Below are 21,147 nucleotides of genomic sequence, written 5' to 3' on the forward strand. Positions count from 1 at the left end.
CGATGGTAACCAAAGCATATCGACCTTTGATACCGGCAACGTTGGCCCTGGCACTGGCCGGCGCTCGGCTGGCCCACGCCGCCAACCAGGTACCGGAAGACGAAAACCTGCCGGATTTGACCGCGCTCAGCGTCGAACAACTGATGAACCTGGACGTAACCTCGGTCATGAAGACTTCGACCGACGTCAGCCATGTCCCGGCGGCGATTTACGTGCTGAGTAACGAAGAAATCCGCCGCAGCGGAGCGACTACGATTCCGGAAGCGTTGCGAGTGGTGCCGGGCCTGAACGTGGCCAAAGTCGACGGCAACAAGTGGGCAGTTTCGGTGCGCGGTTTCAACACTCAATTTGCCAACAAACTGTTGGTGCTGGTGGACGGCCGCAGCGTCTACAACCCGCTGTTTTCCGGCGTCTGGTGGGACCAGCAGGACGTGCTGATGGAAGACATCGACCGCATCGAAGTCATCCGCGGCCCGGGCGCCAGCCTGTGGGGCGCCAACGCGGTCAACGGTGTGATCAACATCGTCACCAAAAACGCAAAGGACAGCCAGGGCACGTTATTGAGCGGCCAGGTCGGCACCCAGCGCCACGGCGGCGGCGTGCGTTACGGCGCCGATTTGGGCGACGACGCTTACCTGAAGGTCTACGCCCGCCACTCGGATTACGGCGATTCCAGAACCCGGGATTCGGCCAACCCGGCCGGCGACGAAGGCGACATGAGCAAAGCCGGGTTTCGTTACGACAAGGCCTTCGATATCGCCAACAAACTCAGCATCCAGGGCGATGCCTTCATCGGCGACAGCAACGGCGCACCGGTCGATTTCCCTAACCTGGCCGCCAATTTGACCCCGGTCGCGGCCCCGCCCTACTCCCGGGCGCTGCCGGCCGACCAGCAATTTTCCGGCCATTCTCTGCAAGGCCGCTGGGAACACCACCAAGGCGCCGACTCGACCACGGTAGTTCGGATGTACTGGGACCGGCACAGCCGCAAATCGCCGTTCTTGAACTCGCGTTACCAGATCGACAGTTTCGATCTCGACTTTCAGCACAACTACCAACTCGACGAGCGCCACCTGCTGCTGTGGGGAACCGGCTTGCGTTTCAATATCAACCAGTTCGAGAACAGCCCGCAAATTTCGATGAGTGCGCCGCAGCGTACCGACCGCATCTACAGCTTCTTCGCCCAAGACGAAATCAGCCTGGTACCCGAGCGTTGGCGTTTGACCTTGGGCGGCAAAGTGGAACACAACCCGGTCACCGAATTCGAAGTCCAGCCCAACGCCCGCCTGCTGTGGACGCCTAACGAACACCACTCGTTCTGGGCCTCGGTATCGCGTTCGGTCAGAACCCCGAACTGGGTGGAACAAAATATCTCGTACAGCCTGAGCGTTCAGCCGATTCCCGGCTTGCCGATACCGCAAATAACCGGCCTGGTCGGCAATTCAAATATGGCGGCGGAAAAAATGCTCGGTTTCGAACTGGGCTGGCGCGGCCAATTGCTGCCGCAACTCAGCGCCGATATCGCGCTGTACCACTACAACTACGACGATTTGTCCAGCAATACCATTTCGGTATTGCCGCCTGCCAGCTACTTGTTGATTAAATCGACCACCGGCAATTTGGGTATCGGCCAAGTCTACGGCGGCGAATTCAGTCTGGATTGGCAAGTCACCGATACATGGAAGCTAAAAGCCAACTACAGCTACGAGGAAGATAGAATCCGGCCGGGCAACGCCACGCCGGCCAACGTCTTCGTCAACGACGGCGGCAGCTATCCGGCCCACAAAGCCATGCTCTGGTCGATGTACCAACTGACGCCGCAACTGAAACTGGACATGAATTGGCGTTTCGTCAGTTCCACCGTCACCAATCTGAGCTTCACCCAGGGCTACCACGATCTGGACGCGCGCCTGGCTTGGGACTTGGGTGCGGGCTTGGAATTGGCGCTGGTCGGGCGCAATCTGCTCGACAGTTACCATTTCGAGTACGGTTCCGACCTGTTCTCCACTGCAACTGCCGTGCAACGCGAGGTCTACGGCACCTTGCGCTGGCATTTTTAACGCGGACGGCAAACCTCGATGCATTTGCAAACCCGGCCCAGATTCGTAACCGCCATGCTGCGCACCGTTCAGCGCGGCGGCGAATTGTGCCGAAAAGCCGCAGCATCGAAGCGCTGGGCCGGCGCCCTGCTGGCGCTGCCTCTGATTTTCGCCCATCCGGCCTGCGCCGCGGAGACGGCGAACGAAGCCGCGGTAAAAGTCGCGTTTCTCTACAACTTCTTCAAATTCATCGAGTGGCCGGAATCGGCCAACCAGAGCAAATTCAACCTGTGCCTGGTAACCCCGCACGACCTCGGCGACAATTTGCTGGCACTGGAGGGCAAAACCGTCAACGGCAAACCCTTGGCGGTACTGCAGGACGTACCGGCCAAAGATTTGAAAACCTGCCATCTGGTATTCATCGGCAAATCCACCGCCAACGCCGGCGACATTCCGCGCGATCTGAAAGGCGTGCCGGTGGTCACGGTCAGCGACAAGCCGGGCTTTTTGCAACAGAACGGCACGATCGGCTTGGTGCAGGACGGCAACCGGCTGAATTTCGAAGTCAATTTGGACAATGCCAACGCCGCCAACGTCCGCATCAGCGCGCAATTGCTGAAACTGGCCCGCAACCTGAACCTGAACAAATAACGTCCGCACCGAACCAGCCATGATCCGGGACAAATTAGTCGACATGCCGATGACCTACAAACTGCAGCGCCTGCAAGCCGTCACGCTGGCGCTGGCTTTGGCGTTGACTTTGGCTATCGTCAGCGTCACCCAGGTCTGGCAGGAAAAAAACGAACTGCTCAACGACATCCGCTCGCTGGGCAAGATGATAGGCTTCAGCGCCGGCGCCGCATTGTTGTTCGGCGACGCCAAAACCGGTTCCGACATACTGGCTACTTTGCGCGGCAAACCGGAAATTCAGTCCGCGCAGCTATATGGCCGGGACGGCGGCATTTTCGCCCATTATCCGGCCCAGGCGGCACGGGACAGTTTCCCGCCCACCTTAATTAAGGCCCAGGAAGAATTACTCGGGCAAAAAATGCGGCTGTTGAACCTGATCACGTTGAACCCGCTGCCGGACGATAACGGCGAAGTGATCGGCTATTTGCGGGTGTTGATCGATTTGCGCCCACTGTGGCGGGCAGTCGCCATCAACCTCGGCCAGATTCTGCTGGCGATGCTGGCCGCCTTCATGTTTGCGGTGTGGTTCGGCCGCCGCCTGGCCGCTTCGATCGCCGCACCCTTGACCCGGTTGTCGCAACTGGCCAGACAGGTATCGGTCGACAACAATTACATGGTGCGGGCCAAGGGCGAAAGCAGCGACGAAATCGGCCAACTGGTGCGGAGTTTCAACCAGATGATCGAACGCATCCAACAACGCGATGCCGAGCTGGAAAACCAGCGCGGCTGCCTGGAACGCGAAGTCGATCTGCGCACCGCCGACTTGCGCCAGGCGGTATTGGACGCACAGGCCGCCAGCATCGCCAAATCCCAATTTCTGGCGACGATGAGCCACGAAATCCGCACGCCGATGAACGGCGTGCTGGGCATGACCGAATTACTGCTCGGCTCGGAATTGAATCCGACCCAGCGCCAATATGCCGAGACCGTATTCAGCTCGGCCGATTCGCTGCTGACCATCATCAACGACATCCTGGATTTCTCCAAAATCGAAGCCGGCAAACTGGAGCTGGAGGAAACCGATTTCAGCCTGAGCAATTTAATCGACCAGCTTGGTACGCTGTTCTTCGAGCGTGCCAGCAGCAAGAACATTCGCCTGATTTGCGAAATCGATCCGGCCACGCCGAAAGAGGTCCGCGGCGACCCCTACCGCTTACGCCAGATCCTGACCAATTTGTTGTCCAACGCGGTCAAATTCACCGAGGCCGGCGAAGTCAAGCTTCAGGTCCGTAACTACGAACCGGAACAATGTGCAACGGCCGCCGGCCTGTGCCTGGAATTCAAGATCAGCGATACCGGCATCGGCATGAACCGCGACGCCTTGGCCCGGCTGTTTCAGGCCTTCAGCCAGGCCGACGGCTCGACCACGCGAAAATACGGCGGCACCGGTCTGGGCTTGGTCATCAGCAAGGAACTGTGCGAATTGATGGGCGGCAAAATTCAGGTCGAAAGCCAACCGCAGGTCGGTTCGGTGTTCAGCGTCTATTTGCCGCTACGCCCAGCCCTGGCGCCGCTGCCGGCCAAGGCCGCTGCGCAGGCCAATTTAGCCGGCAAATACGTATTGGTGGTGGAAGACAACGCCACCAACGCCAAAATCCTGGAAAATCACCTGGCGGAATTCGGCATGCATTTCCGCGTGGCCAAAAACGGCAGCCACGCGCTGGATATCTTGGACCAGAGCGCGCGTTCCGGCCAATTTTTCGATATCGCGCTGCTGGATATGCGCATGCTCGGCATCAACGGCACCGAATTGGCCCGGCGCATACGCAGCGATCACCGCTTTACCCGGTTGCGGCTGGTGATTATTTCCTCCAGCGCGGACCAAGCGGAAATGGCCGAGATCCGCAGTTGCGGCTGCGACGTGCATCTGCAAAAGCCGGTTTACCGGCGTACCTTGCAAGACACCCTTTTACGCTTGCTGCCGCCCGGCGCCGAGGCCACGGCGGAAACCAAACCGGTTGCACCGCCGCCCGGACTGCGCATCCTGTTGGCGGAAGACAATCCGGTCAACCAGAAAATCTGTAGCGCGATGCTTCGCCAATTGGGCTATACCTTGATCTGCGCCGGCAACGGCCAGGAAGTATTGGATCTGTTCCGAACCGAACCGGCCGACCTGATCCTGATGGACTGCATGATGCCGGTCATGGACGGTTACACCGCCACCCAACGCATCCGCGAAATGGAGCAGGCCGGCGGCGGCAAACGGACGCCGATCATCGCCTTGACCGCCAACGCGATGGAAGGCGACCGCGAAAAATGCCTGCGCGCCGGCATGGACGATTATCTGAGCAAGCCGTTTTTGCAAAAAACCCTGCACGACAAAATCCGAGCGCTGATCGGCGATTCGCAGCCTGGCCCTGCCCCGGCGCCGGCCCTGGCGCAGGCCGAAGCCGGCCGGACGGCATTCGATTCGGCCGAATTGCGTTCGCTGCGCCAGATCGGCGGCGACGAATTGGTAAGCGAAGTGTTACGCCTGTTCCGGGAAAACGCCGCGCAGCAGATCCGCGCGATTGAAATCGCGATCGAGAACCGGCAAAGCGCCGAGGTACGCCAGGCTGCACATAGCCTGAAATCGACCGCGGCCAATATCGGCGCCGCGCCATTGGCGGAATTGGCCCGCAACCTCGAACATGCAGCCCGCGACAACACGCTGGCGTTCGATAGTCGTATTGCCGAATCCTTGCAAACCGCCTATAAAGCAATCCTGCAACAACTTCCCGCCGCAACTTTGTAAATGCAACAGCCACCCGCCCCCCATCTGATTCTGGCAATCGACGATGACGACATGGTGCGTTTGATGTTGCGGGAAATTCTGCAGCGCGAAGGGTTCGACGTGGTTTGCGCCGCGGACGGCCGCCAGGGCCTGGATCTGTGCGCCAGCCGCAAACCCGATCTGGTGTTGCTGGACGTAATGCTGCCCGACTCGAACGGCTTCGACTGCCTGCAAACCATCCGCCGGATGCCGGGCAACTCGATCTTGCCGATCGTAATGCTGACCGGGGTGGACGACCTGGATTCGGTCAACCGCGCGTTCGAATTGGGCGCCACCGACTTTATCGCCAAGCCGATCAGTTGGCCGACCTTGCCCCACCGCTTGCGTTACCTGCTGCGCTCGGTCGCCACGTTGTCGGCATTGGCCCAAAGCGAAGCCGAATTGCGCAAAGCGCAAAAAATCGCCCAGCTCGGCAGTTGGGACTGGCACGTTGCCAGCGACTCGGCTCAATGTTCCGAGGAAATCTTCAACATTCTCGACATCGAGCCGTTGCACCGGGAGTTGAAACTGCAGGATTTGTTGAACCGGGTGGAAGCTTCGGAGGCGGCAAAACTGCAGCAGGCCATCGACTTGTGCCTGAAAAACAAGTTGAGCTTCCGTATCGAATTACCGGTATCGCACCGGGACGGCGGCGACCGGGTAATTCACATCCAAGGCGAACCCATCGTCGAGAACGATACGGTCGAACGCATCCGCGGCGCGATTCAGGACATTACCGAACGCCGCAACATCGAAGAACGGGTACGGTTTTTGTCCTATTACGACCCGCTGACCGGATTGCCCAACCGCACGCTGTTCAAGGAGATTCTGGGCCAGGCCATGGCCTATTGCGACCGCTACGGCTCGGCGTTGTCGACGCTGTTCATCAGTATCGCCCGCTTCAAACGCATCAACGAAACGCTGGGGCCGAAAATCGGCGACCACGTGCTGAAAATGTTCGCCGACCGGCTGGTCGCCGAAGTTAGGGAATGCGATTTCGTATCGGCCACGTCGGAGTTCGATCTGGCGAACATGACCGTATCCCGGCTGGGCGGCAGTACCTTTACCGTGTTGCTGAACCGGGTTCAAGACACCCGCGACAGCGTCAAAGTCGCCAAGCGCATCTTTCAGATCATGCAGCAATCGTTTCCGGTCGAAACCACGGAACTGTTCCTGGGCATCAATATCGGCATCGCGGTCTACCCCGGCGACGGCATGGACGAAGACAGTTTCATCAAGAACGGCGAATTCGCGATGAACCACGCCGGCGAATACGGCCACAACAACTACCAGTTCTTCAGCAAATCGCTGAACGTGGCCGCCTTCCACAAACTGGCGATGGAAAACAGCCTGCGCCGAGCCATCGAACGCGACGAGCTGGAACTGTATTACCAGGCCAAGATCGACATTCGCCGCCACCGGGTGGTCGGCTGCGAAGCTCTGATCCGCTGGCGCCACCCGGAATTGGGTTTGATCGGCCCGTCGCAATTTATCCCGATTGCCGAAGATTCCGGGCTGATCGCGCAGATCAGCAATTGGGTGTTGGAAAACGCCTGCCGCCAAGTGCTGGACTGGCGCCGGCAAGGCGACGGTCCGGAGCTGGTGATGGCGGTCAACGTTTCGGCCAACCAGTTCCGCCAACCCGGTTTCGGCGGCCACGTCCGCGAAGTGTTGGCGCAAATCGGGCTGGAGCCGCGCTATCTGAAACTGGAACTCACCGAGACCATCTTGCTGCACAACGTCGAGGATGCCTTGGTCACATTGCGCGAACTGCAGGCGTTAGGCGTCAGGATCAGCATCGACGATTTCGGTACCGGTTACTCTTCGTTGTCTTATTTGAAAAAACTGCCGATATCGGAACTGAAGGTAGACCACAGCTTCGTCCGCGACTTGCCGCACAACGAAGACGACATGGCGATTACCACGGCAATTTTGGCCCTGGCCGAGGCGCTGTCGCTGGAAGTGGTGGCCGAAGGCGTCGAAAACCAGGACCAGGCCAACTTTCTGCTGGATAACGGCTGCACGGTGGTGCAGGGCTTTCTTTACCAGCGGCCGATGCCGGCCACCGAATTCGCCGAGTTTGCCAGAGTGTTCGATAGCCGGTCGGCCGCCGACCCGATCCCGCGATGACGGCCCAACCGAAGATTCTGATCGTCGACGACGACGCTATGGTCCGAATGCTGGTAGGCCAGGTATTGCGCGCCCACCAGTACCGGACCGTGGAAGCCGAAAACGGCCGCGAGGGTTTGCGTTTGTTTTGCCAGGAACAACCCGATCTGGTGTTGCTGGATGTCATGATGCCGGAACTGGACGGTTTCGCCTGCCTGCAGCAGATACGCGCCTTGCCCGACGCCACGCCCATCGTCATGATGACGGCAATCGAAGATACCGGCGCGGTGGAACAGGCCTTTCGCCTCGGCGCTACCGATTTCATCGGCAAACCGGTGCAATGGCCGCTGCTGCCGCACCGGATCGAATACGTATTGCGTGCCCACCGCACCACGCAAAATCTGATCGAACAGCAAAATCTGCTGCAGCGCAGCGAACAGCGCTACCGCGAATTGGTCGAGAGTTTGAGTTCGGATTATTTTCTGTTCTCGTTGGACCGGCAAGGCGCGTTCAGTTATCTCGGGCCGTCGGTGGAACAGATTCTCGGCTATCCGACCGAGCAGTTGCTGGGCGATTGTTTTGCGCTGGCTACCGATAACCCGATCAACCGGACCGCGCGCAGCCATACCCAGGCCAGTTTAGCCGGCCGCAAACCGCCCAATTACGAAATGGAATTACGCTGCCGGGACGGCGGCAACCGCCTGTTAAGCCTGAATGCGACGCCGATTTTCGACGAGCGGGGCCAGGTCATCGCCGTCAACGGCCTGGCCCACGATATCAGCGAAGTGCGCCGCACCCAACAAGCGCTGAGCGACAGCGAGGAGCGCCTGCGCTTGTCGATGCAGGCGGCCAAACTCGGCTTTTTCGACATCGACCCGCGGACCGGCAAAACCATCGTCAACCGCGAATACTCGGCGATGCTCGGCTACGAAGCCGCCGAATTTTCGGCCGACATCGACGCCTGGGCCGAACGGCTGCACCCCGACGACCGCCAAGCGGCGCTGGAACGCTACCGGGCCTACATCGCCGGCGAAATCGGCGAATACCGGCTCGAATACCGCTTGCGCTGCGCCGACGGCGGCTGGAAGTGGATATTGTCGATCGGCAGCATCGTCGAACGCGATGCCGACGGCCGTCCGCTGCGCATGCTCGGTACCCATACCGACATCACAGAGAGCAAAACCGCCGCCGAGCGTTTGAAATTGCTGGCAAAGGTGTTCGAAAACAGCGGCGAAGCGATCTTTCTCTGCGCGCCGGACCTGAGCATCGTCTCCAGCAACCAGGCCTACACCAATATCACCGGCTTCCGCGCCGAAGAAGTCCTCGGCAAAAAACCGGCAATGCTGGATTCCGAGCACAACGACAGCGGCCACTTCCGCCGCATCCGCCAAGCCTTGAAGGAAAACGGTTACTGGCAGGGCGAAATCTGGGACACCCGTAAAAACGGCGAACCCTATCCGGCCTGGCTGGGAATTTCGATGATCGGCGGTCCGCACGGTGCGGTCAGCCATTACATCGGCATTTTTTCGGACATCACCGAGCGCAAGGCGGCCGAAGCCCAGATCGAATATCTGGCCCGCCACGACCCGCTGACCAACCTGCCGAACCGGACCTTGCTGCGCGACCGTTTCGACCAGGCCATGGCCCATGCCTTGCGCAACAGCAGCCTGGTCGGCTTGTTGTTTCTGGATCTGGACCATTTTAAAAACATCAACGATACGATGGGCCACGACGTCGGCGACCGCCTGCTGCAGGGCATCGCCGAACGGCTGTGCCAATGCGTCCGCGAAGTCGATACGGTTTGCCGACAAGGCGGCGACGAATTCATCATCATTCTGACCGACATCCCCGACATCGACACCATCGCCCAAATCGCGCTGAAAATTCTCGACCAACTGAACCAGCCGTTCCTGATCGAAGGCGTCACCGTATGCACCTCGTTCAGTATCGGCATCAGCCTCTACCCCAACGACGGCTTGAATTTCCACGGTTTGTTGAACAAAGCCGATACCGCGATGTATGCGGCCAAAAACGAAGGCCGCAATACCTTCCGCTTCTTCTCTCATGACATGAACCTGGCCTCGATCGAACGCATGAACATCGAGAACGGCCTGCGCGCGGCGTTGAAGCAAAACGAATTCCGCCTGCACTACCAACCGCAGTATTCGATTCGCGACAACCGGATCATCGGCGCCGAAGCCTTATTGCGCTGGCAACCGAAAAACGGGGCGATGATTCCGCCGGCCAAATTCATCCCGATTGCCGAGGATAACGGCCTGATCGTGCCGATCGGCGACTGGGTATTGCGCGAGGCCTGCCGGCAAAACCGGGTTTGGCACGACGCCGGCTACAAATTGTTGGTGACGGTCAATATTTCGGCGTTGCAGTTCAAACGCGGCAATCTGCTGGAATCGGTGAGATCGGCCTTGTCCGAATCCGGGCTGGCAGCGGAATACCTGGAATTGGAACTGACCGAATCGGTGTTGATGTTCGACACGGCCACCGTGATCCAGCAAATCGCCGCGCTGAAAGCGCTGGGCGTCAGCTTTGCGATCGACGATTTCGGCACCGGCTACTCCTCGCTCAGCTATCTGAAGCGTTTCGCCGTCAACAAACTGAAGATAGACCAATCCTTCATCCAGGATTTGAGTTCGGGCAAGGCCGAAGACGCCGCCATCGTCCAAGCCATCGTGCAATTGGGCGACACCTTGGGCCTGCTGACGCTGGCCGAAGGTGTAGAAACCCAGGAACAGGCCGAACGCCTGCACCAGCTCGGCTGCCACAAAGCCCAAGGCTTTTATTGGAACCAACCGTTGCCGCCGGACGAATTCGGCGCTTTGTTCGACGCGGACTGAACCGGGTCAGAACAGATTCCAGACCGGTTCGGCGCCGGCCGGCAGCGCCGCCAGCCGACCCAATTCCACATACTGGTTGCCCGGCGCGTGAAAATCCGAACCCTGCGAAGCATACAAGCCGTGTTTTAGCGCCAAGCCGTAACTCAAGCGAATATCGTCGATGCTGGCGCGGCCGGTGACGACTTCTATCCCCTGCCCGCCCGCCGCCGCGAACTGGGTCAATACCTTGTTCAACCATTTCGTACTCAGCTTGTAGCGCAACGGGTGCGCCAGCACTGCAACGCCGCCGGCTTGGCGGATCCAGTCCACGCATTCGGCCAACGCCGTCCAGGCGGTCGGCACGTAGCCGGGTTTACCTTTGCTCAAGTAACGGTCGAACGCGTCCTGCTGGGTCTGGACGTAGCCATGTTTGACCAGAAAATCGGCAAAATGCAGCCGGGTAATTTCGCCGTTGCCGGCTGCGGCGCGCAAGTCTGGGTAGGCATCCGGAATGCCTTTCTTGACCAACTTTTGCGCGATTTTTTGCGCACGCTCCTCGCGCGTGACCTGCTGCCGGGCGATGCCTTCCAGCAGGCGGCTGTTAGCCGGATCGATGTTCAGACCGACGATATGCAGACAATGGCTGTCGAAGCCGGCGGACAATTCGATGCCCGACACCAAACGGATGCCGCACTCCTGCGCCGCCCGCCGGGCTTCGGCCAAACCGGCCACGGTGTCGTGGTCGGTCAATGCCAGGACGCCGACGCCTTGCTGTTTGGCGCGGTTGACCAGTTCGGCCGGCGGCAAGGCGCCGTCCGACGCCGTCGAATGGCAATGCAAATCGTAGATTAAGTCGCTCATTGGTAATCGCCGTAGAGTTTGGCGTACAAACCGTTTTGCTGAATCAGCGCTTCGTGTTTGCCTTGCTCGCAGATTCGGCCCTGTTCGAACACGTAGACATGGTCGGCCTGTTTCACCGCGCTCAAACGGTGGGCGATGATGATCGTGGTGCGCCCCGCCAGGAAGCCGTTTAGGGCTTGATGCAGTTTATATTCGGTTTCGGTGTCCAGCGCCGAGGTGGCTTCGTCCAGAATCACGACCGCCGGCTGGCTGACGATCATCCGCGCAATTGCCATGCGCTGGCGTTGGCCGCCGGACAGGCGCATGCCCTGGCGGCCGACCACGGTATCCAAGCCGTCCGCCAAGTCCGCCACGACGTTTTTCAACTGGGCGATTTCCAGCGCCTGCCACAAGGCAGCATCGGCAATGTCGCGGCCCAAGGTCAAATTGGCGCGGATGGTATCGTTCAGCAGCGCCGGATGCTGCAGCACCGTTGCCACGTGCTCGCGCACCACGTCCAATCCGATCCGGTCCAACGGCACGCCGTCGAAATAAATCATGCCGGTGCCGGGCGGATAAAGTCCGATCAGCGTTTGCGCCAAGGTCGATTTGCCGCCGCCGCTGGCGCCGACCAGCGCAATTTTTTCGCCGGCCGGAATCGACAGGTTGATACCGTTAAGCACCGGCTCGTCCTTATAACTGAAGTGCAAATCCTCGACGCTGACCGAAACGGTTTTCTTACCCAAAAACGGATTGGCCAGATGCGGGTAATAAGGTTCGCGTTCCAGCCGGGCCAATTGATTGACCCGCGTCAACGCTGCTTTCGCGGCATAGAACGACTGCTGGATACTCAGGATCTCTTGGACCGGCGCCATCATGAACCACAAATAGCCGAACACCGCCAGCATTTCGCCGATGCTGAGATTGGAATACAGCACCATCAGCATCGCAGTCGCCCGAAAGATATCGAAGCCGAACAAGAAGGTCAGGAAACTGAGCCGCACCGTCGCATCGCTTTTCCAGGCATAGACCGTGGAATGGTTTTTCACGGCCAGCGCGCTGTTGACCAATTGCCGGCAGTAATGCTCCTCGCGGTTGCTGGCGCGAATCTGGTGTATCGCTTCCAGCGTCTCGCTCAACGCCTGCTGGAAGGCGGCATAGGCCTTATTCTCGTTGGCCTTCAACTCCTTGACCCGCGAGCCGACCGCCTTGGCCAGATAAATCACCAACGGGTTCAGGAAAATGATGAACAAACCCAGTTGCCAGTGCATCCACAGCAAGATCAATGCAGTGCCGAATACCGTCAATACCGCGACCAGCAATTTGCTGATCGTGGTACCGATGAAGTTATCCAGGGTATCCAGATCGGTCACCATATGCGAACTGACCGTACCGCTGCCCAGGCTTTCGTATTCCGACATCGAGATATGTTGCAAATGCTCGACCAGGCTGGCCCTGATCCGGAACACCACGTCCTTGGCGATGTTGCAAAACTGGCGGGTCTGGCTGATGTTCAATACCAACGCGAACAGCCGCAGCAACAAACTGGCCAGCAAAATCGCACCGATATACACCATCGGTGTGCGCCATTCCGCCGGCAACCAGGGATCGAGCGTCGTCAAAACCATGCCGGGATGGTGCAACAGCACTTCATCGACCAGCAACGGCATCAACAAGGGGACCGGCACGCTGGCCAAGGTGGCCAAAATCGCCATCAGGTGTCCGGCCAGCAATTGCTGCTTGTGTTGGAGGGCGATACCGTAGATATAACGCCAGGAGTATTCGAAGTGGCTTGCAGGTTCGATGATTTTCAAAGTCGGGAAACGGATTCGGTTAGATTTAGCCATTATAATGGTCCGGTGGCCGCGGCAAAACTGATAGCCGGGCCTAATGGTCCGGCTATCGGGGAAGCTGTCATGTCTTTTATCCTACATTTGGTGCTGGCCGCTGCGATCGGCAGCCTGCTGCCGGCGGCGGCAACCTCCGGCGAGGCGGATCAGGCCGATTCACGCCAACGTTTCGTTCAGGCAGAACAAGCCATCGCCGCCGACCGCGAAGCCGATTACCGCCAGCTTGCCGCCACGCTGAAAACTTACCCGCTGTATCCGTATTTGCAATACCAGTGGCTGAAAGGCCGCTTGTCCGCCGACAGCGAGATACGCCAATTCCTGGCCGATCACGCAGCCAGCCGCTACGCCGGGCTGCTCAAACCGAAATGGCTGGTTTATTTGGGGGAACAACAACGGTGGCAGGATTTTCTGCGATATTACCAAGGCAGTGACGACGGCGTATTGCAATGTTATGCCGGCCTGGCCTACTTGGAAACCGGCCAAAGCTCGGAAGCGTTCAGTCTGGCCCGCACGCTTTGGCTAAGCGGCAAGTCGCAGCCGAACACTTGCGACGGCCTGTTCGCCGCCTACCAAGCTTCGCCCTACTTCACCCCCGATCTGATCTGGCAACGTTTCCACGCCGCGTTGAAACGCGGCAACGCCGCACTGGCCGAATACCTGACCCGCTATCTAACCGGCAGCGAACTGGAGTTGGCCGGACTCTGGCTGAAACTGCACCGGCAGCCGGAAAGCGTGCAGACCGAAACCGAGTGGCGCCAGCGTCCGGCACAGGCCGCGGACTTGTTCGGCCATGCCGTCGAACGCTGGCTGGAACGCGACGCCGTAGCGGCGGCGCAATTTTGGGACCAGGAAAAGCCCTTGCAAACGCTGGCACCGGCACGCGCCGCCGATATCGAAAAGCAATTGGCCATGGCGCTGGCGTTGAAACACGACGCCCAAGCCTACCAACGCCTATCGCGTTTGGCAGCCGACGACGAATCGAGCCGGGAATGGCGAGTGCGGGCGGCGTTGAACATTCAGAACTGGCCGGGGGTAATGGCCGCCATCGACCGATTGAACGGCGAAGAAAAAACCCGCGACAAGTGGCGTTACTGGCAGGCGCGGGCATTGGCGGCAACCGGCCAAGGCGCAGCCGCCGCCAGCGAATTTGCCGAATTGGCAAAAAACCGCAGTTTTTACGGATTTTTGGCCGCCGCCAAGTCCGGCCAGGCAATAGCGTTGGCACACCGGCCGTTACTGGTCACCGAAACGGAACTGCAAGCCTTGAGCGATAGAGCCGATTTCCAGGCCGCAAGCGAACTGCTGGCATTGAAGCGGCCGGCGGAAGCCAGACGCCAATGGCAATTTGCCGTCGCCAGACTGGAGCAAGGTTTATTGCCGGCAGCGGCCAAACTGGCGCAACGCTGGCGCGCGCCGGCGCTAGCGATCGCTACCGTCGCCAAAGCCAACCACTGGGACGACCTCGAATTGCGCTTCCCTTTGGAATATAGCCGGGAAATCGGCCAAAACGCCGCGGAACGGCAACTGGACCCGGCCATCATCTACGGCTTGGTCCGCCAGGAAAGTGCCTTCGACAGCCAGGCCGACTCGCCCGCCGGCGCGAAAGGTTTGATGCAGGTCATGCCGCAAACCGGCCGGCAAATCGCCGCCGATCTGCGCGACCGTTGGGGCGACGACGACAGCCTGTTTCAACCCGATCTGAACCTGAAATACGGCGCGTTTTATTTCAAGAAGCTGTTGGGCCAGTTTAATGGCCACTATGCCCTGGCGGCGGCGGCCTATAATGCCGGCGCCAGCAAGATCAAACGCTGGCTGCCCAGCGGCCGCAGCCAACCGGCCGATATCTGGATCGAAAACATCCCGTACAAGGAGACCCGCGGCTACGTCGCGTCGGTTTTAATGTATAGCCTGATCTACCAGCAACGCCTGCAACGGAACTCGCTGAAACTTGACGATCTGCTGCGCGACGTAATGCCGGGATAAAAATTGAGCTGATTTTTTAAGCCGATTATTGGATAATGTTGGATGTTTTTGAACCGACGAATCAGGTAATCATTGGATGGAGAAGCAGCACAGTTTCACGCGCGAAGAGTTGTTAATGTCCGGCCGGGGCGAACTTTACGGCCCGGAAAACGCGCAGCTACCGCTTCCCAACATGCTAATGATGGACCGTATCGTCCACATTTCCGACGAAGGCGGTAAATACGGCAAAGGCGAAATCATCGCCGAACTGGATATCCACCCCGAGCTGTGGTTTTTTGCCTGCCATTTCCAAGGCGACCCGGTAATGCCGGGCTGTCTGGGTCTGGATGCGATGTGGCAGCTAATCGGTTTCTACTTGTGTTGGCTCGGCGGCCCCGGTAAAGGCCGTGCCCTCGGCTGCGGCGAGGTCAAATTTACCGGCCAAGTATTGCCGACCGCCAAAAAAGTCACTTACAAAATCGACTTGAAACGCGTCATTATGCGCAAGCTGGTGATGGGCATCGCCGATGCGGTCATGGAAGTCGACGGCAAACAAATCTACGAAGCCACCGATTTGCGGGTCGGCTTATTTACTTCCACTCAGGATTTCTAAGGAAACCATCATGAGACGCGCGGTTGTAACAGGTTTGGGGATCGTTTCCAGTATCGGCAATAACCGGGACGAAGTCGTCGCTTCGTTGCGGAGCGGCCGTTCCGGCATCGTCCACGCTCCGGTCTACCAGGAATTGGGCTTCAGAAGCCATGTCCACGGTCCGGTCAACATCGATCTGGACGAGGCGATAGACCGTAAGATCAAACGCTTCATGGGCGACGGCGCCGCCTACAATTATTTGGCAATGGAACAAGCCATCGCCGATTCCGGCCTGGACGAAAACGACATTTCCAATATCCGCACCGGCTTGGTAATGGGTTCCGGTGGACCGTCTACCTCGAATCTGGTCGATTCCGCCGACATCCTGCGCTCCAAAGGCGTCAAAAAAGTCGGGCCGTACATGGTGACCCGCGCCATGTCCAGCACCAACACCGCCTGCCTGGCCACGCCGTTCAAGATCAAAGGCGTCAATTATTCGATCAGTTCGGCGTGCGCAACCAGCGCTCACTGCATCGGCCACGCGCAGGAACTGATTCAGCTCGGCAAACAAGATGTCGTGTTTGCCGGCGGCGGCGAGGAGCTGCATTGGACCATGTCGGTGATGTTCGATGCGATGGGGGCATTGTCGTCCAAATATAACGATACCCCTGACACCGCGTCTCGCCCCTACGACGAAACCCGCGACGGCTTCGTGATTTCCGGCGGCGGCGGCGTTTTGGTGATCGAAGAACTCGAGCACGCCAAGGCCCGCGGCGCCAAAATTTACGCCGAATTGGTCGGCTACGGCGCCACTTCCGACGGCTACGACATGGTGCAACCCTCCGGCGAAGGCGCCGTGCGCTGCATGCAAATGGCGCTGGCGACCGTGCACGATCCGATCGACTACATCAACGCCCACGGCACCAGCACGCCGGTCGGCGACACCCGCGAGTTGGAAGCGATGCGCGCGGTATTCGGCAGCGATGCCGTGCCCAGAGTCAGCTCGACCAAATCCCTGACCGGACACGCACTCGGTGCGGCCGGCGTCAACGAAGCGATTTATTCGCTGCTGATGATGGAAGAAAATTTCTTGAGCGCGTCGGCCAACATCAGCCAGCTCGATCCCGGCGCGGCCGGCATCCCTATCATCCGCGAATATCAGGACAACGTGACGTTGAATACAGTGATGTCGAACAGCTTCGGCTTCGGCGGCACCAACGCCACGCTGATCTTCCAACGCTACAACGGTTAACTGCTAAGCGGCCTGCGCTTTCCGCCGGGCCGCCCCCTCTTCGCACCATGTCCGATCCCAGCCAAAAATCCCGTACCCAGTTCAACAAGCTGCAAAAGCGCCTGAGGCGCAGTGTCGGCGAAGCGATCGCCGATTTCAACATGATAGAGCCGGACGACAAAGTCATGGTCTGCCTGTCCGGCGGCAAGGATTCGTACACGATGCTGGACATTCTGTTGAATTTGCAGAAAACGGCGCCGGTCAATTTCGAAATCATCGCCGTCAATCTGGACCAGAAGCAACCCGGTTTTCCGGAACACGTACTGCCGGAATACCTGACGTCGATCGGCGTGCCGTTCCACATTATCGAACACGACACCTACAGCATCGTCAAACGCATCATTCCGGAAGGCCAGACCACCTGCAGCCTATGCTCACGCTTGCGGCGCGGCACGCTATACGGTTTCGCCCGCGAGCACAACATCACCAAAATCGCATTGGGCCACCACCGCGACGACATCATCGAAACGTTCTTCCTGAACCTGTTTTACGCCGGCAAACTAAAAGCGATGCCGCCGAAACTGCTCAGCGACGACAAGCAGAATATCGTGATCCGGCCGCTGGCCTACTGCCGCGAGAAAGACATCAACCGCTTCGCCGCTTTCAAACAGTTTCCGATCATTCCCTGCAACCTGTGCGGATCGCAGGAGAATTTGCAACGTAAAGCGATGAAGCAAATGCTGAACGGCTGGGACAAACAATTCCCCGGCCGGATCGAAACCATCTTCGCCGGCCTGCAAAACATCGCCCCGTCGCAAATGCTCGATACCGGTTTGTTCGACTTTGCCGGCTTGCGCCGCGACCCCAACTCAACCCTGGCCCGCGTCGTCTCCGACGAGCCGGGACTGGACATACTCGAACGCTAAACATGGAACGGAAATATGGCACAAACCATCCTAGTGACGGGCGGCACCGGCTACATCGGTAGTCATACCTGCGTCGAATTACTGGATAACGGTTTCGATATCGTTATCGTCGACAACCTCAGCAACAGTAAAATCGAAGCGCTCCGCCGCATCGAAACCATCACCGGTAAAGCGCCGTTGTTTTACCAAGCCGATATCACCGACGCCGCGGCCCTTGCCCGCATCTTCCAAAACCACAGTATCGACGCCGTCGTTCATTTTGCCGGCTTGAAAGCGGTCGGCGAATCCTGCCAGCAACCGCTCAGCTATTACCGCAACAACATCTACGGCACCCAGGTTTTGCTGGAAACGATGGCGGAAGCCGGTGTGAAACGTTTGGTGTTCAGTTCGTCGGCAACCGTTTATGGCGACCCGCACACGGTACCGATTCTGGAGAGTTTTCCGCTGCAAGCGACCAATCCTTACGGCCGCACCAAACTGTTTATCGAGGAAATTCTGCGCGACGCCGGCAACGCCGACCGGCTTAACCAGTCCGCCAATCCGTGGCAGACCGCCATCCTGCGCTACTTCAACCCGATCGGCGCCCACAGCAGCGGTCTGATCGGCGAAGATCCGAACGGCATCCCCAACAATCTGATGCCGTATTTGTCGCAAGTCGCGATCGGCAAATTGCCGATGCTGTCGATCTTCGGCGACGACTACTCTACCGTCGACGGCACCGGCGTGAGAGATTACATCCACGTGGTCGATCTGGCGCAAGGCCACATCAAAGCCTTGCAATATCTGCTGAGCCAGCCGGCAAACGCTGCGGTCTGCGACGCGGTCAACCTGGGCACCGGCAACGGTTACAGCGTATTGCAAATGGTCAACACCTTTATCCAGGTGACCGGTCGAGACGTGCCTTACAAAATCGCACCGCGCCGCGCCGGCGACGTCGCCGCCTGCTATGCAGACCCTAGCCTGGCGCAACAAAAACTGGGCTGGAAAGCGGAACGCGATTTAACCCAAATGATCGCCGATACCTGGCGCTGGCAAAGCCGCAACCCGAACGGCTACCACTAAGCCGCATCCATCCGCAGCACCAAACCGCCGTTTTCGACCCGATTGCGCCCGTTGCGCTTGGCTTCGTAAAGCGCGGCGTCGGCGGTTTGGATCAATTGCAACGCAATCTCCGCCACCGGCTTTTTCTTGGCAAAAGCCGGTTGATAGGTGGCGACACCGACCGAGATCGTCACCGGAATCGTTTGTTCGGCAAACAAAATCCGCAATTCGGCAATACAGATACGAATCCGCTCGGCGATTTCGACGGCATGTTTGTTATCGCTTTGCGACAACAGCGCCACGAACTCCTCGCCGCCGTAACGGGCCAGCACGTCGTTGTTGCGCAACTGTTTTTTGATCAGCGTCGCCACCGCGGCCAACACGTGGTCGCCGGCCTGGTGGCCGTAACCGTCGTTGATGCGTTTGAAATAGTCGATATCCAAAAACAGGCAGGACAAAGGTTCGCGAGTGCGTTGGCTGCGGTCCAATTCTTCTTCTATCCGCTGTTCCAGAAAGCGCCGGTTGTTGACGCCGGTCAACGGATCGATCAGGCTGGTGCGGCGCATGGTCTCGACGTTCAGGTTGTTTTCCAGGCAGATACTGATCACCGAGGCGATATGCTCGATAAAATCGGTCGCCATGCCTTGCACGAAGCGGTCGCTGCGGTAACTGCCCAGATTCAACGATCCAAGGTATTTATCGCGCCGCACTAAAGGCACAATTACGACCGAGGCCGGCTTTTTAGCCAACGACGCCGAGAAATAACGTTCGCAGTCGCTGGACCGGTAGCCGCCGAGCACCGGCTGTTTGCAACCGTCGAAACTGTCGCCCAGCGGCGATTCCTGGTTAATCAGCAGCAAACCCTCGCGGCGCTTGTAATCGTAATGGTCGCCGTCCAGATACGCCGCAATCTCGTTCTTCGGATCGACCAACCACAAGTTGACCACATCCAGGCCGAACAGGATTTTGGTCTCGGCCAGAATAAACTCGATCATCTCCGCCAGCGTGTTCATTGCCAGCAGACGCATCTCGTAGCTTTGCAGGCGTTTCAACGTCAGACTGTTATGCTGCACGCGGCTCAACATGCCGTCCAAATGACTTTCCAGCACGCGCAGTTCTGTAGTGATATCGTCTTCCAATCTCGACCTCATCCGCTTTGTCAAGCGCATAAGACTAGCAGTTTTCGGGAAAAATGCGCGCGACTCGACCCTGGCCGGCCGCGGCTAGACACCGACCCGCGGCCGGCCCCGCCGGCGACGGGAACCGTGGCCGATTAACCGGAAAATAAGCCAATTGCCAGCGCCGCTAGAGCATTTGCCGCAGATTTACGCCGTTGCCACGCTGCGAGGGACTTTTGCCGCTGGTACATATCCTGCATCGATCTCTCTCCATTTGCAGCCAAAGTGTCGGGCCTCCGGTCAACATGAACGATCTTGCCGTCAATATCGATATCTTGTTTTTGAACCATAGAGACTCCCTGATACGCGCGATATTCGGCATCGTCGGTTGCCCGCAAACGGCGGAAGACTTGGCGCACTCAGCCTACCTGAAAATGCTGCACGCATTGGAAAACCAGGAAGTCGCCTATCCCAAGCCCTTCCTCTACCAGATCGCGAAAAACCTGGCGCTCGACCATTTGCGCAAAGAAAACGTCAGCCTGCGGTCGAGCCATACGCTAGAAGACGAACACGACGGCCAGTACAGCCTGGTGGATAGTTTGCCGGCCTGTTGGCGGTGATGTTCTCGGGGGGATTTCAACTTACCGGAGCAGGTCAATGTCTTGGTGAAGCAATTTTCGCCGCTGCAGCGGCCCAATGCCTGGGAAGGCATGGAATCGGCAAAAATTCATTCGCGTTATATACCCGGCAAAAAGGCCATTACGCCGGGCCAAGCCGAGGCAATCGCCAATCAGCGGTATCCGGACGGACAAATGTGGATGTTAAGCCCACCGGCGGATGAGCTAGGCATTTACTATGTCTGGAAACGCGATGTGAGCGAACTGAGCCAATATATCGGTTACCGGGAAATCGCGATAGATCAATACAGCGGCGATATACTGAAAATGTATGACTCCGGCAGCGGTTCGGCCGGCGATGTATTACTGGATTGGCAATGGCCGTTGCATAGCGGTTACGCTTTTGGATGGCCGGGGCGGATTTTGGTGTTGTCGAGCGATTTGGCTTGTCCGGTGCTGTTCGTTACCGGAGTGATACGCTGGCGGCAAAAATGCCGCGCCAGGCGCGCGGCCGAAGAGCTGGATCGCCACCGTACCGACCGCTAA

The 21,147-nt window shown here is 58.6% G+C and carries 15 protein-coding genes; 12 read left to right on the forward strand and 3 right to left on the reverse strand.

The genetic code is table 11. From position 1 onward, the window contains the following. Positions 1-2: 2 nt before the first annotated feature. From MKFW12EY_RS12845 to MKFW12EY_RS12865, 5 genes are read left to right on the forward strand one after another with little or no spacing between them, the layout of a single operon-like run. A complete protein-coding gene (locus MKFW12EY_RS12845) occupies positions 3-2,060 on the forward strand; it encodes a TonB-dependent receptor plug domain-containing protein (RefSeq protein ID WP_221053126.1) in 2,058 nt (685 codons plus the stop codon). Between the two features lie 54 nt (positions 2,061-2,114). Then, positions 2,115-2,690 carry a YfiR family protein gene (locus tag MKFW12EY_RS12850; protein ID WP_245006303.1) on the forward strand — a complete coding sequence of 192 codons (576 nt, stop codon included), beginning with the start codon at positions 2,115-2,117 and terminating at the stop codon, positions 2,688-2,690. A 19-nt stretch (positions 2,691-2,709) separates the two neighbouring features. Then, a complete protein-coding gene (locus MKFW12EY_RS12855; RefSeq protein WP_221053127.1) occupies positions 2,710-5,463 on the forward strand; it encodes a response regulator in 2,754 nt (917 codons plus the stop codon). Continuing rightward, positions 5,464-7,611 (forward strand): putative bifunctional diguanylate cyclase/phosphodiesterase, encoded by a 2,148-nt coding sequence (locus MKFW12EY_RS12860; RefSeq protein WP_054758982.1) that lies wholly within the window; start codon positions 5,464-5,466, stop codon positions 7,609-7,611. After that, positions 7,608-10,445 (forward strand): EAL domain-containing protein, encoded by a 2,838-nt coding sequence (locus MKFW12EY_RS12865; RefSeq protein ID WP_221053128.1) that lies wholly within the window; start codon positions 7,608-7,610, stop codon positions 10,443-10,445. The genes MKFW12EY_RS12860 and MKFW12EY_RS12865 overlap by 4 nt, the downstream gene beginning before the upstream one ends. A 6-nt stretch (positions 10,446-10,451) precedes the next feature. Here the strand turns inward: MKFW12EY_RS12865 and MKFW12EY_RS12870 are convergent, their stop codons facing one another. Together MKFW12EY_RS12870 and MKFW12EY_RS12875 are read right to left on the reverse strand one after the other, a co-directional pair. After that, positions 10,452-11,285, reverse strand: coding sequence for a PHP domain-containing protein (locus tag MKFW12EY_RS12870; RefSeq protein WP_221053129.1), 834 nt, complete (start codon positions 11,283-11,285; stop codon positions 10,452-10,454). Then, complete coding sequence (locus MKFW12EY_RS12875) at positions 11,282-13,111, reverse strand: ABC transporter ATP-binding protein (RefSeq protein ID WP_054758971.1); 1,830 nt, start codon at positions 13,109-13,111, stop codon at positions 11,282-11,284. Before MKFW12EY_RS12875 ends, MKFW12EY_RS12870 begins: the two co-directional genes overlap by 4 nt. Before the next feature lie 69 nt (positions 13,112-13,180). Here MKFW12EY_RS12875 and MKFW12EY_RS12880 point away from each other — a divergent pair, with 69 nt between their 5' ends. The 5 genes from MKFW12EY_RS12880 to galE all read left to right on the forward strand — a co-directional run bounded on the left by MKFW12EY_RS12880 (position 13,181) and on the right by galE (position 18,887). After that, positions 13,181-15,097: a transglycosylase SLT domain-containing protein gene (locus MKFW12EY_RS12880; RefSeq protein WP_221053130.1), complete on the forward strand. Its 1,917-nt coding sequence runs from the start codon at positions 13,181-13,183 to the stop codon at positions 15,095-15,097. Between the two features lie 76 nt (positions 15,098-15,173). Continuing rightward, positions 15,174-15,689: a 3-hydroxyacyl-[acyl-carrier-protein] dehydratase FabA gene (gene fabA / locus MKFW12EY_RS12885; protein WP_054758965.1), complete on the forward strand. Its 516-nt coding sequence runs from the start codon at positions 15,174-15,176 to the stop codon at positions 15,687-15,689. Between the two features lie 10 nt (positions 15,690-15,699). Continuing rightward, positions 15,700-16,920 (forward strand): beta-ketoacyl-ACP synthase I, encoded by a 1,221-nt coding sequence (gene fabB / locus MKFW12EY_RS12890; protein WP_221053131.1) that lies wholly within the window; start codon positions 15,700-15,702, stop codon positions 16,918-16,920. 47 nt (positions 16,921-16,967) lie between these two features. Continuing rightward, positions 16,968-17,825: a tRNA 2-thiocytidine(32) synthetase TtcA gene (ttcA, locus tag MKFW12EY_RS12895; RefSeq protein WP_054758963.1), complete on the forward strand. Its 858-nt coding sequence runs from the start codon at positions 16,968-16,970 to the stop codon at positions 17,823-17,825. A gap of 15 nt (positions 17,826-17,840) precedes the next feature. Continuing rightward, positions 17,841-18,887 carry a UDP-glucose 4-epimerase GalE gene (galE, locus tag MKFW12EY_RS12900; RefSeq protein ID WP_054758961.1) on the forward strand — a complete coding sequence of 349 codons (1,047 nt, stop codon included), beginning with the start codon at positions 17,841-17,843 and terminating at the stop codon, positions 18,885-18,887. Here the strand turns inward: galE and MKFW12EY_RS12905 are convergent. Then, the gene (locus MKFW12EY_RS12905; protein ID WP_221053132.1) at positions 18,884-20,017 is read right to left on the reverse strand and encodes a sensor domain-containing diguanylate cyclase; all 1,134 of its coding nucleotides are present in this window, start codon (positions 20,015-20,017) and stop codon (positions 18,884-18,886) included. The two genes, galE and MKFW12EY_RS12905, sit on opposite strands and share 4 nt — an antisense overlap. Before the next feature lie 272 nt (positions 20,018-20,289). On the opposite strand from MKFW12EY_RS12905, the gene MKFW12EY_RS12910 reads away from it, so the two are divergent. Next, positions 20,290-20,604, forward strand: a complete 315-nt coding sequence (locus MKFW12EY_RS12910) for an RNA polymerase sigma factor (protein ID WP_082410037.1) — start codon at positions 20,290-20,292, stop codon at positions 20,602-20,604. Between the two features lie 45 nt (positions 20,605-20,649). Further along, positions 20,650-21,147 carry a PepSY-associated TM helix domain-containing protein gene (locus MKFW12EY_RS12915; RefSeq protein WP_245006304.1) on the forward strand — a complete coding sequence of 166 codons (498 nt, stop codon included), beginning with the start codon at positions 20,650-20,652 and terminating at the stop codon, positions 21,145-21,147.

The sequence above is a fragment of the Methylomonas koyamae genome, assembly GCF_019669905.1.
Classification (GTDB): domain Bacteria; phylum Pseudomonadota; class Gammaproteobacteria; order Methylococcales; family Methylomonadaceae; genus Methylomonas; species Methylomonas koyamae.

Excerpts from the sequence above, each read along its gene's own strand:
- MKFW12EY_RS12870 (WP_221053129.1), bottom strand. The coding sequence starts at position 11,285 with ATGAGCGACTTAATCTACGATTTGCATTGCCATTCGACGGCGTCGGAC.
- fabB (WP_221053131.1), top strand. The coding sequence starts at position 15,700 with ATGAGACGCGCGGTTGTAACAGGTTTGGGGATCGTTTCCAGTATCGGC.
- MKFW12EY_RS12880 (WP_221053130.1), top strand. The coding sequence starts at position 13,181 with ATGTCTTTTATCCTACATTTGGTGCTGGCCGCTGCGATCGGCAGCCTG.
- MKFW12EY_RS12860 (WP_054758982.1), top strand. The coding sequence starts at position 5,464 with ATGCAACAGCCACCCGCCCCCCATCTGATTCTGGCAATCGACGATGAC.
- MKFW12EY_RS12910 (WP_082410037.1), top strand. The coding sequence starts at position 20,290 with ATGAACGATCTTGCCGTCAATATCGATATCTTGTTTTTGAACCATAGA.
- MKFW12EY_RS12845 (WP_221053126.1), top strand. The coding sequence starts at position 3 with ATGGTAACCAAAGCATATCGACCTTTGATACCGGCAACGTTGGCCCTG.
- MKFW12EY_RS12875 (WP_054758971.1), bottom strand. The coding sequence starts at position 13,111 with ATGGCTAAATCTAACCGAATCCGTTTCCCGACTTTGAAAATCATCGAA.
- fabA (WP_054758965.1), top strand. The coding sequence starts at position 15,174 with ATGGAGAAGCAGCACAGTTTCACGCGCGAAGAGTTGTTAATGTCCGGC.
- MKFW12EY_RS12855 (WP_221053127.1), top strand. The coding sequence starts at position 2,710 with ATGATCCGGGACAAATTAGTCGACATGCCGATGACCTACAAACTGCAG.
- ttcA (WP_054758963.1), top strand. The coding sequence starts at position 16,968 with ATGTCCGATCCCAGCCAAAAATCCCGTACCCAGTTCAACAAGCTGCAA.
- MKFW12EY_RS12865 (WP_221053128.1), top strand. The coding sequence starts at position 7,608 with ATGACGGCCCAACCGAAGATTCTGATCGTCGACGACGACGCTATGGTC.
- MKFW12EY_RS12905 (WP_221053132.1), bottom strand. The coding sequence starts at position 20,017 with ATGAGGTCGAGATTGGAAGACGATATCACTACAGAACTGCGCGTGCTG.
- galE (WP_054758961.1), top strand. The coding sequence starts at position 17,841 with ATGGCACAAACCATCCTAGTGACGGGCGGCACCGGCTACATCGGTAGT.
- MKFW12EY_RS12850 (WP_245006303.1), top strand. The coding sequence starts at position 2,115 with ATGCTGCGCACCGTTCAGCGCGGCGGCGAATTGTGCCGAAAAGCCGCA.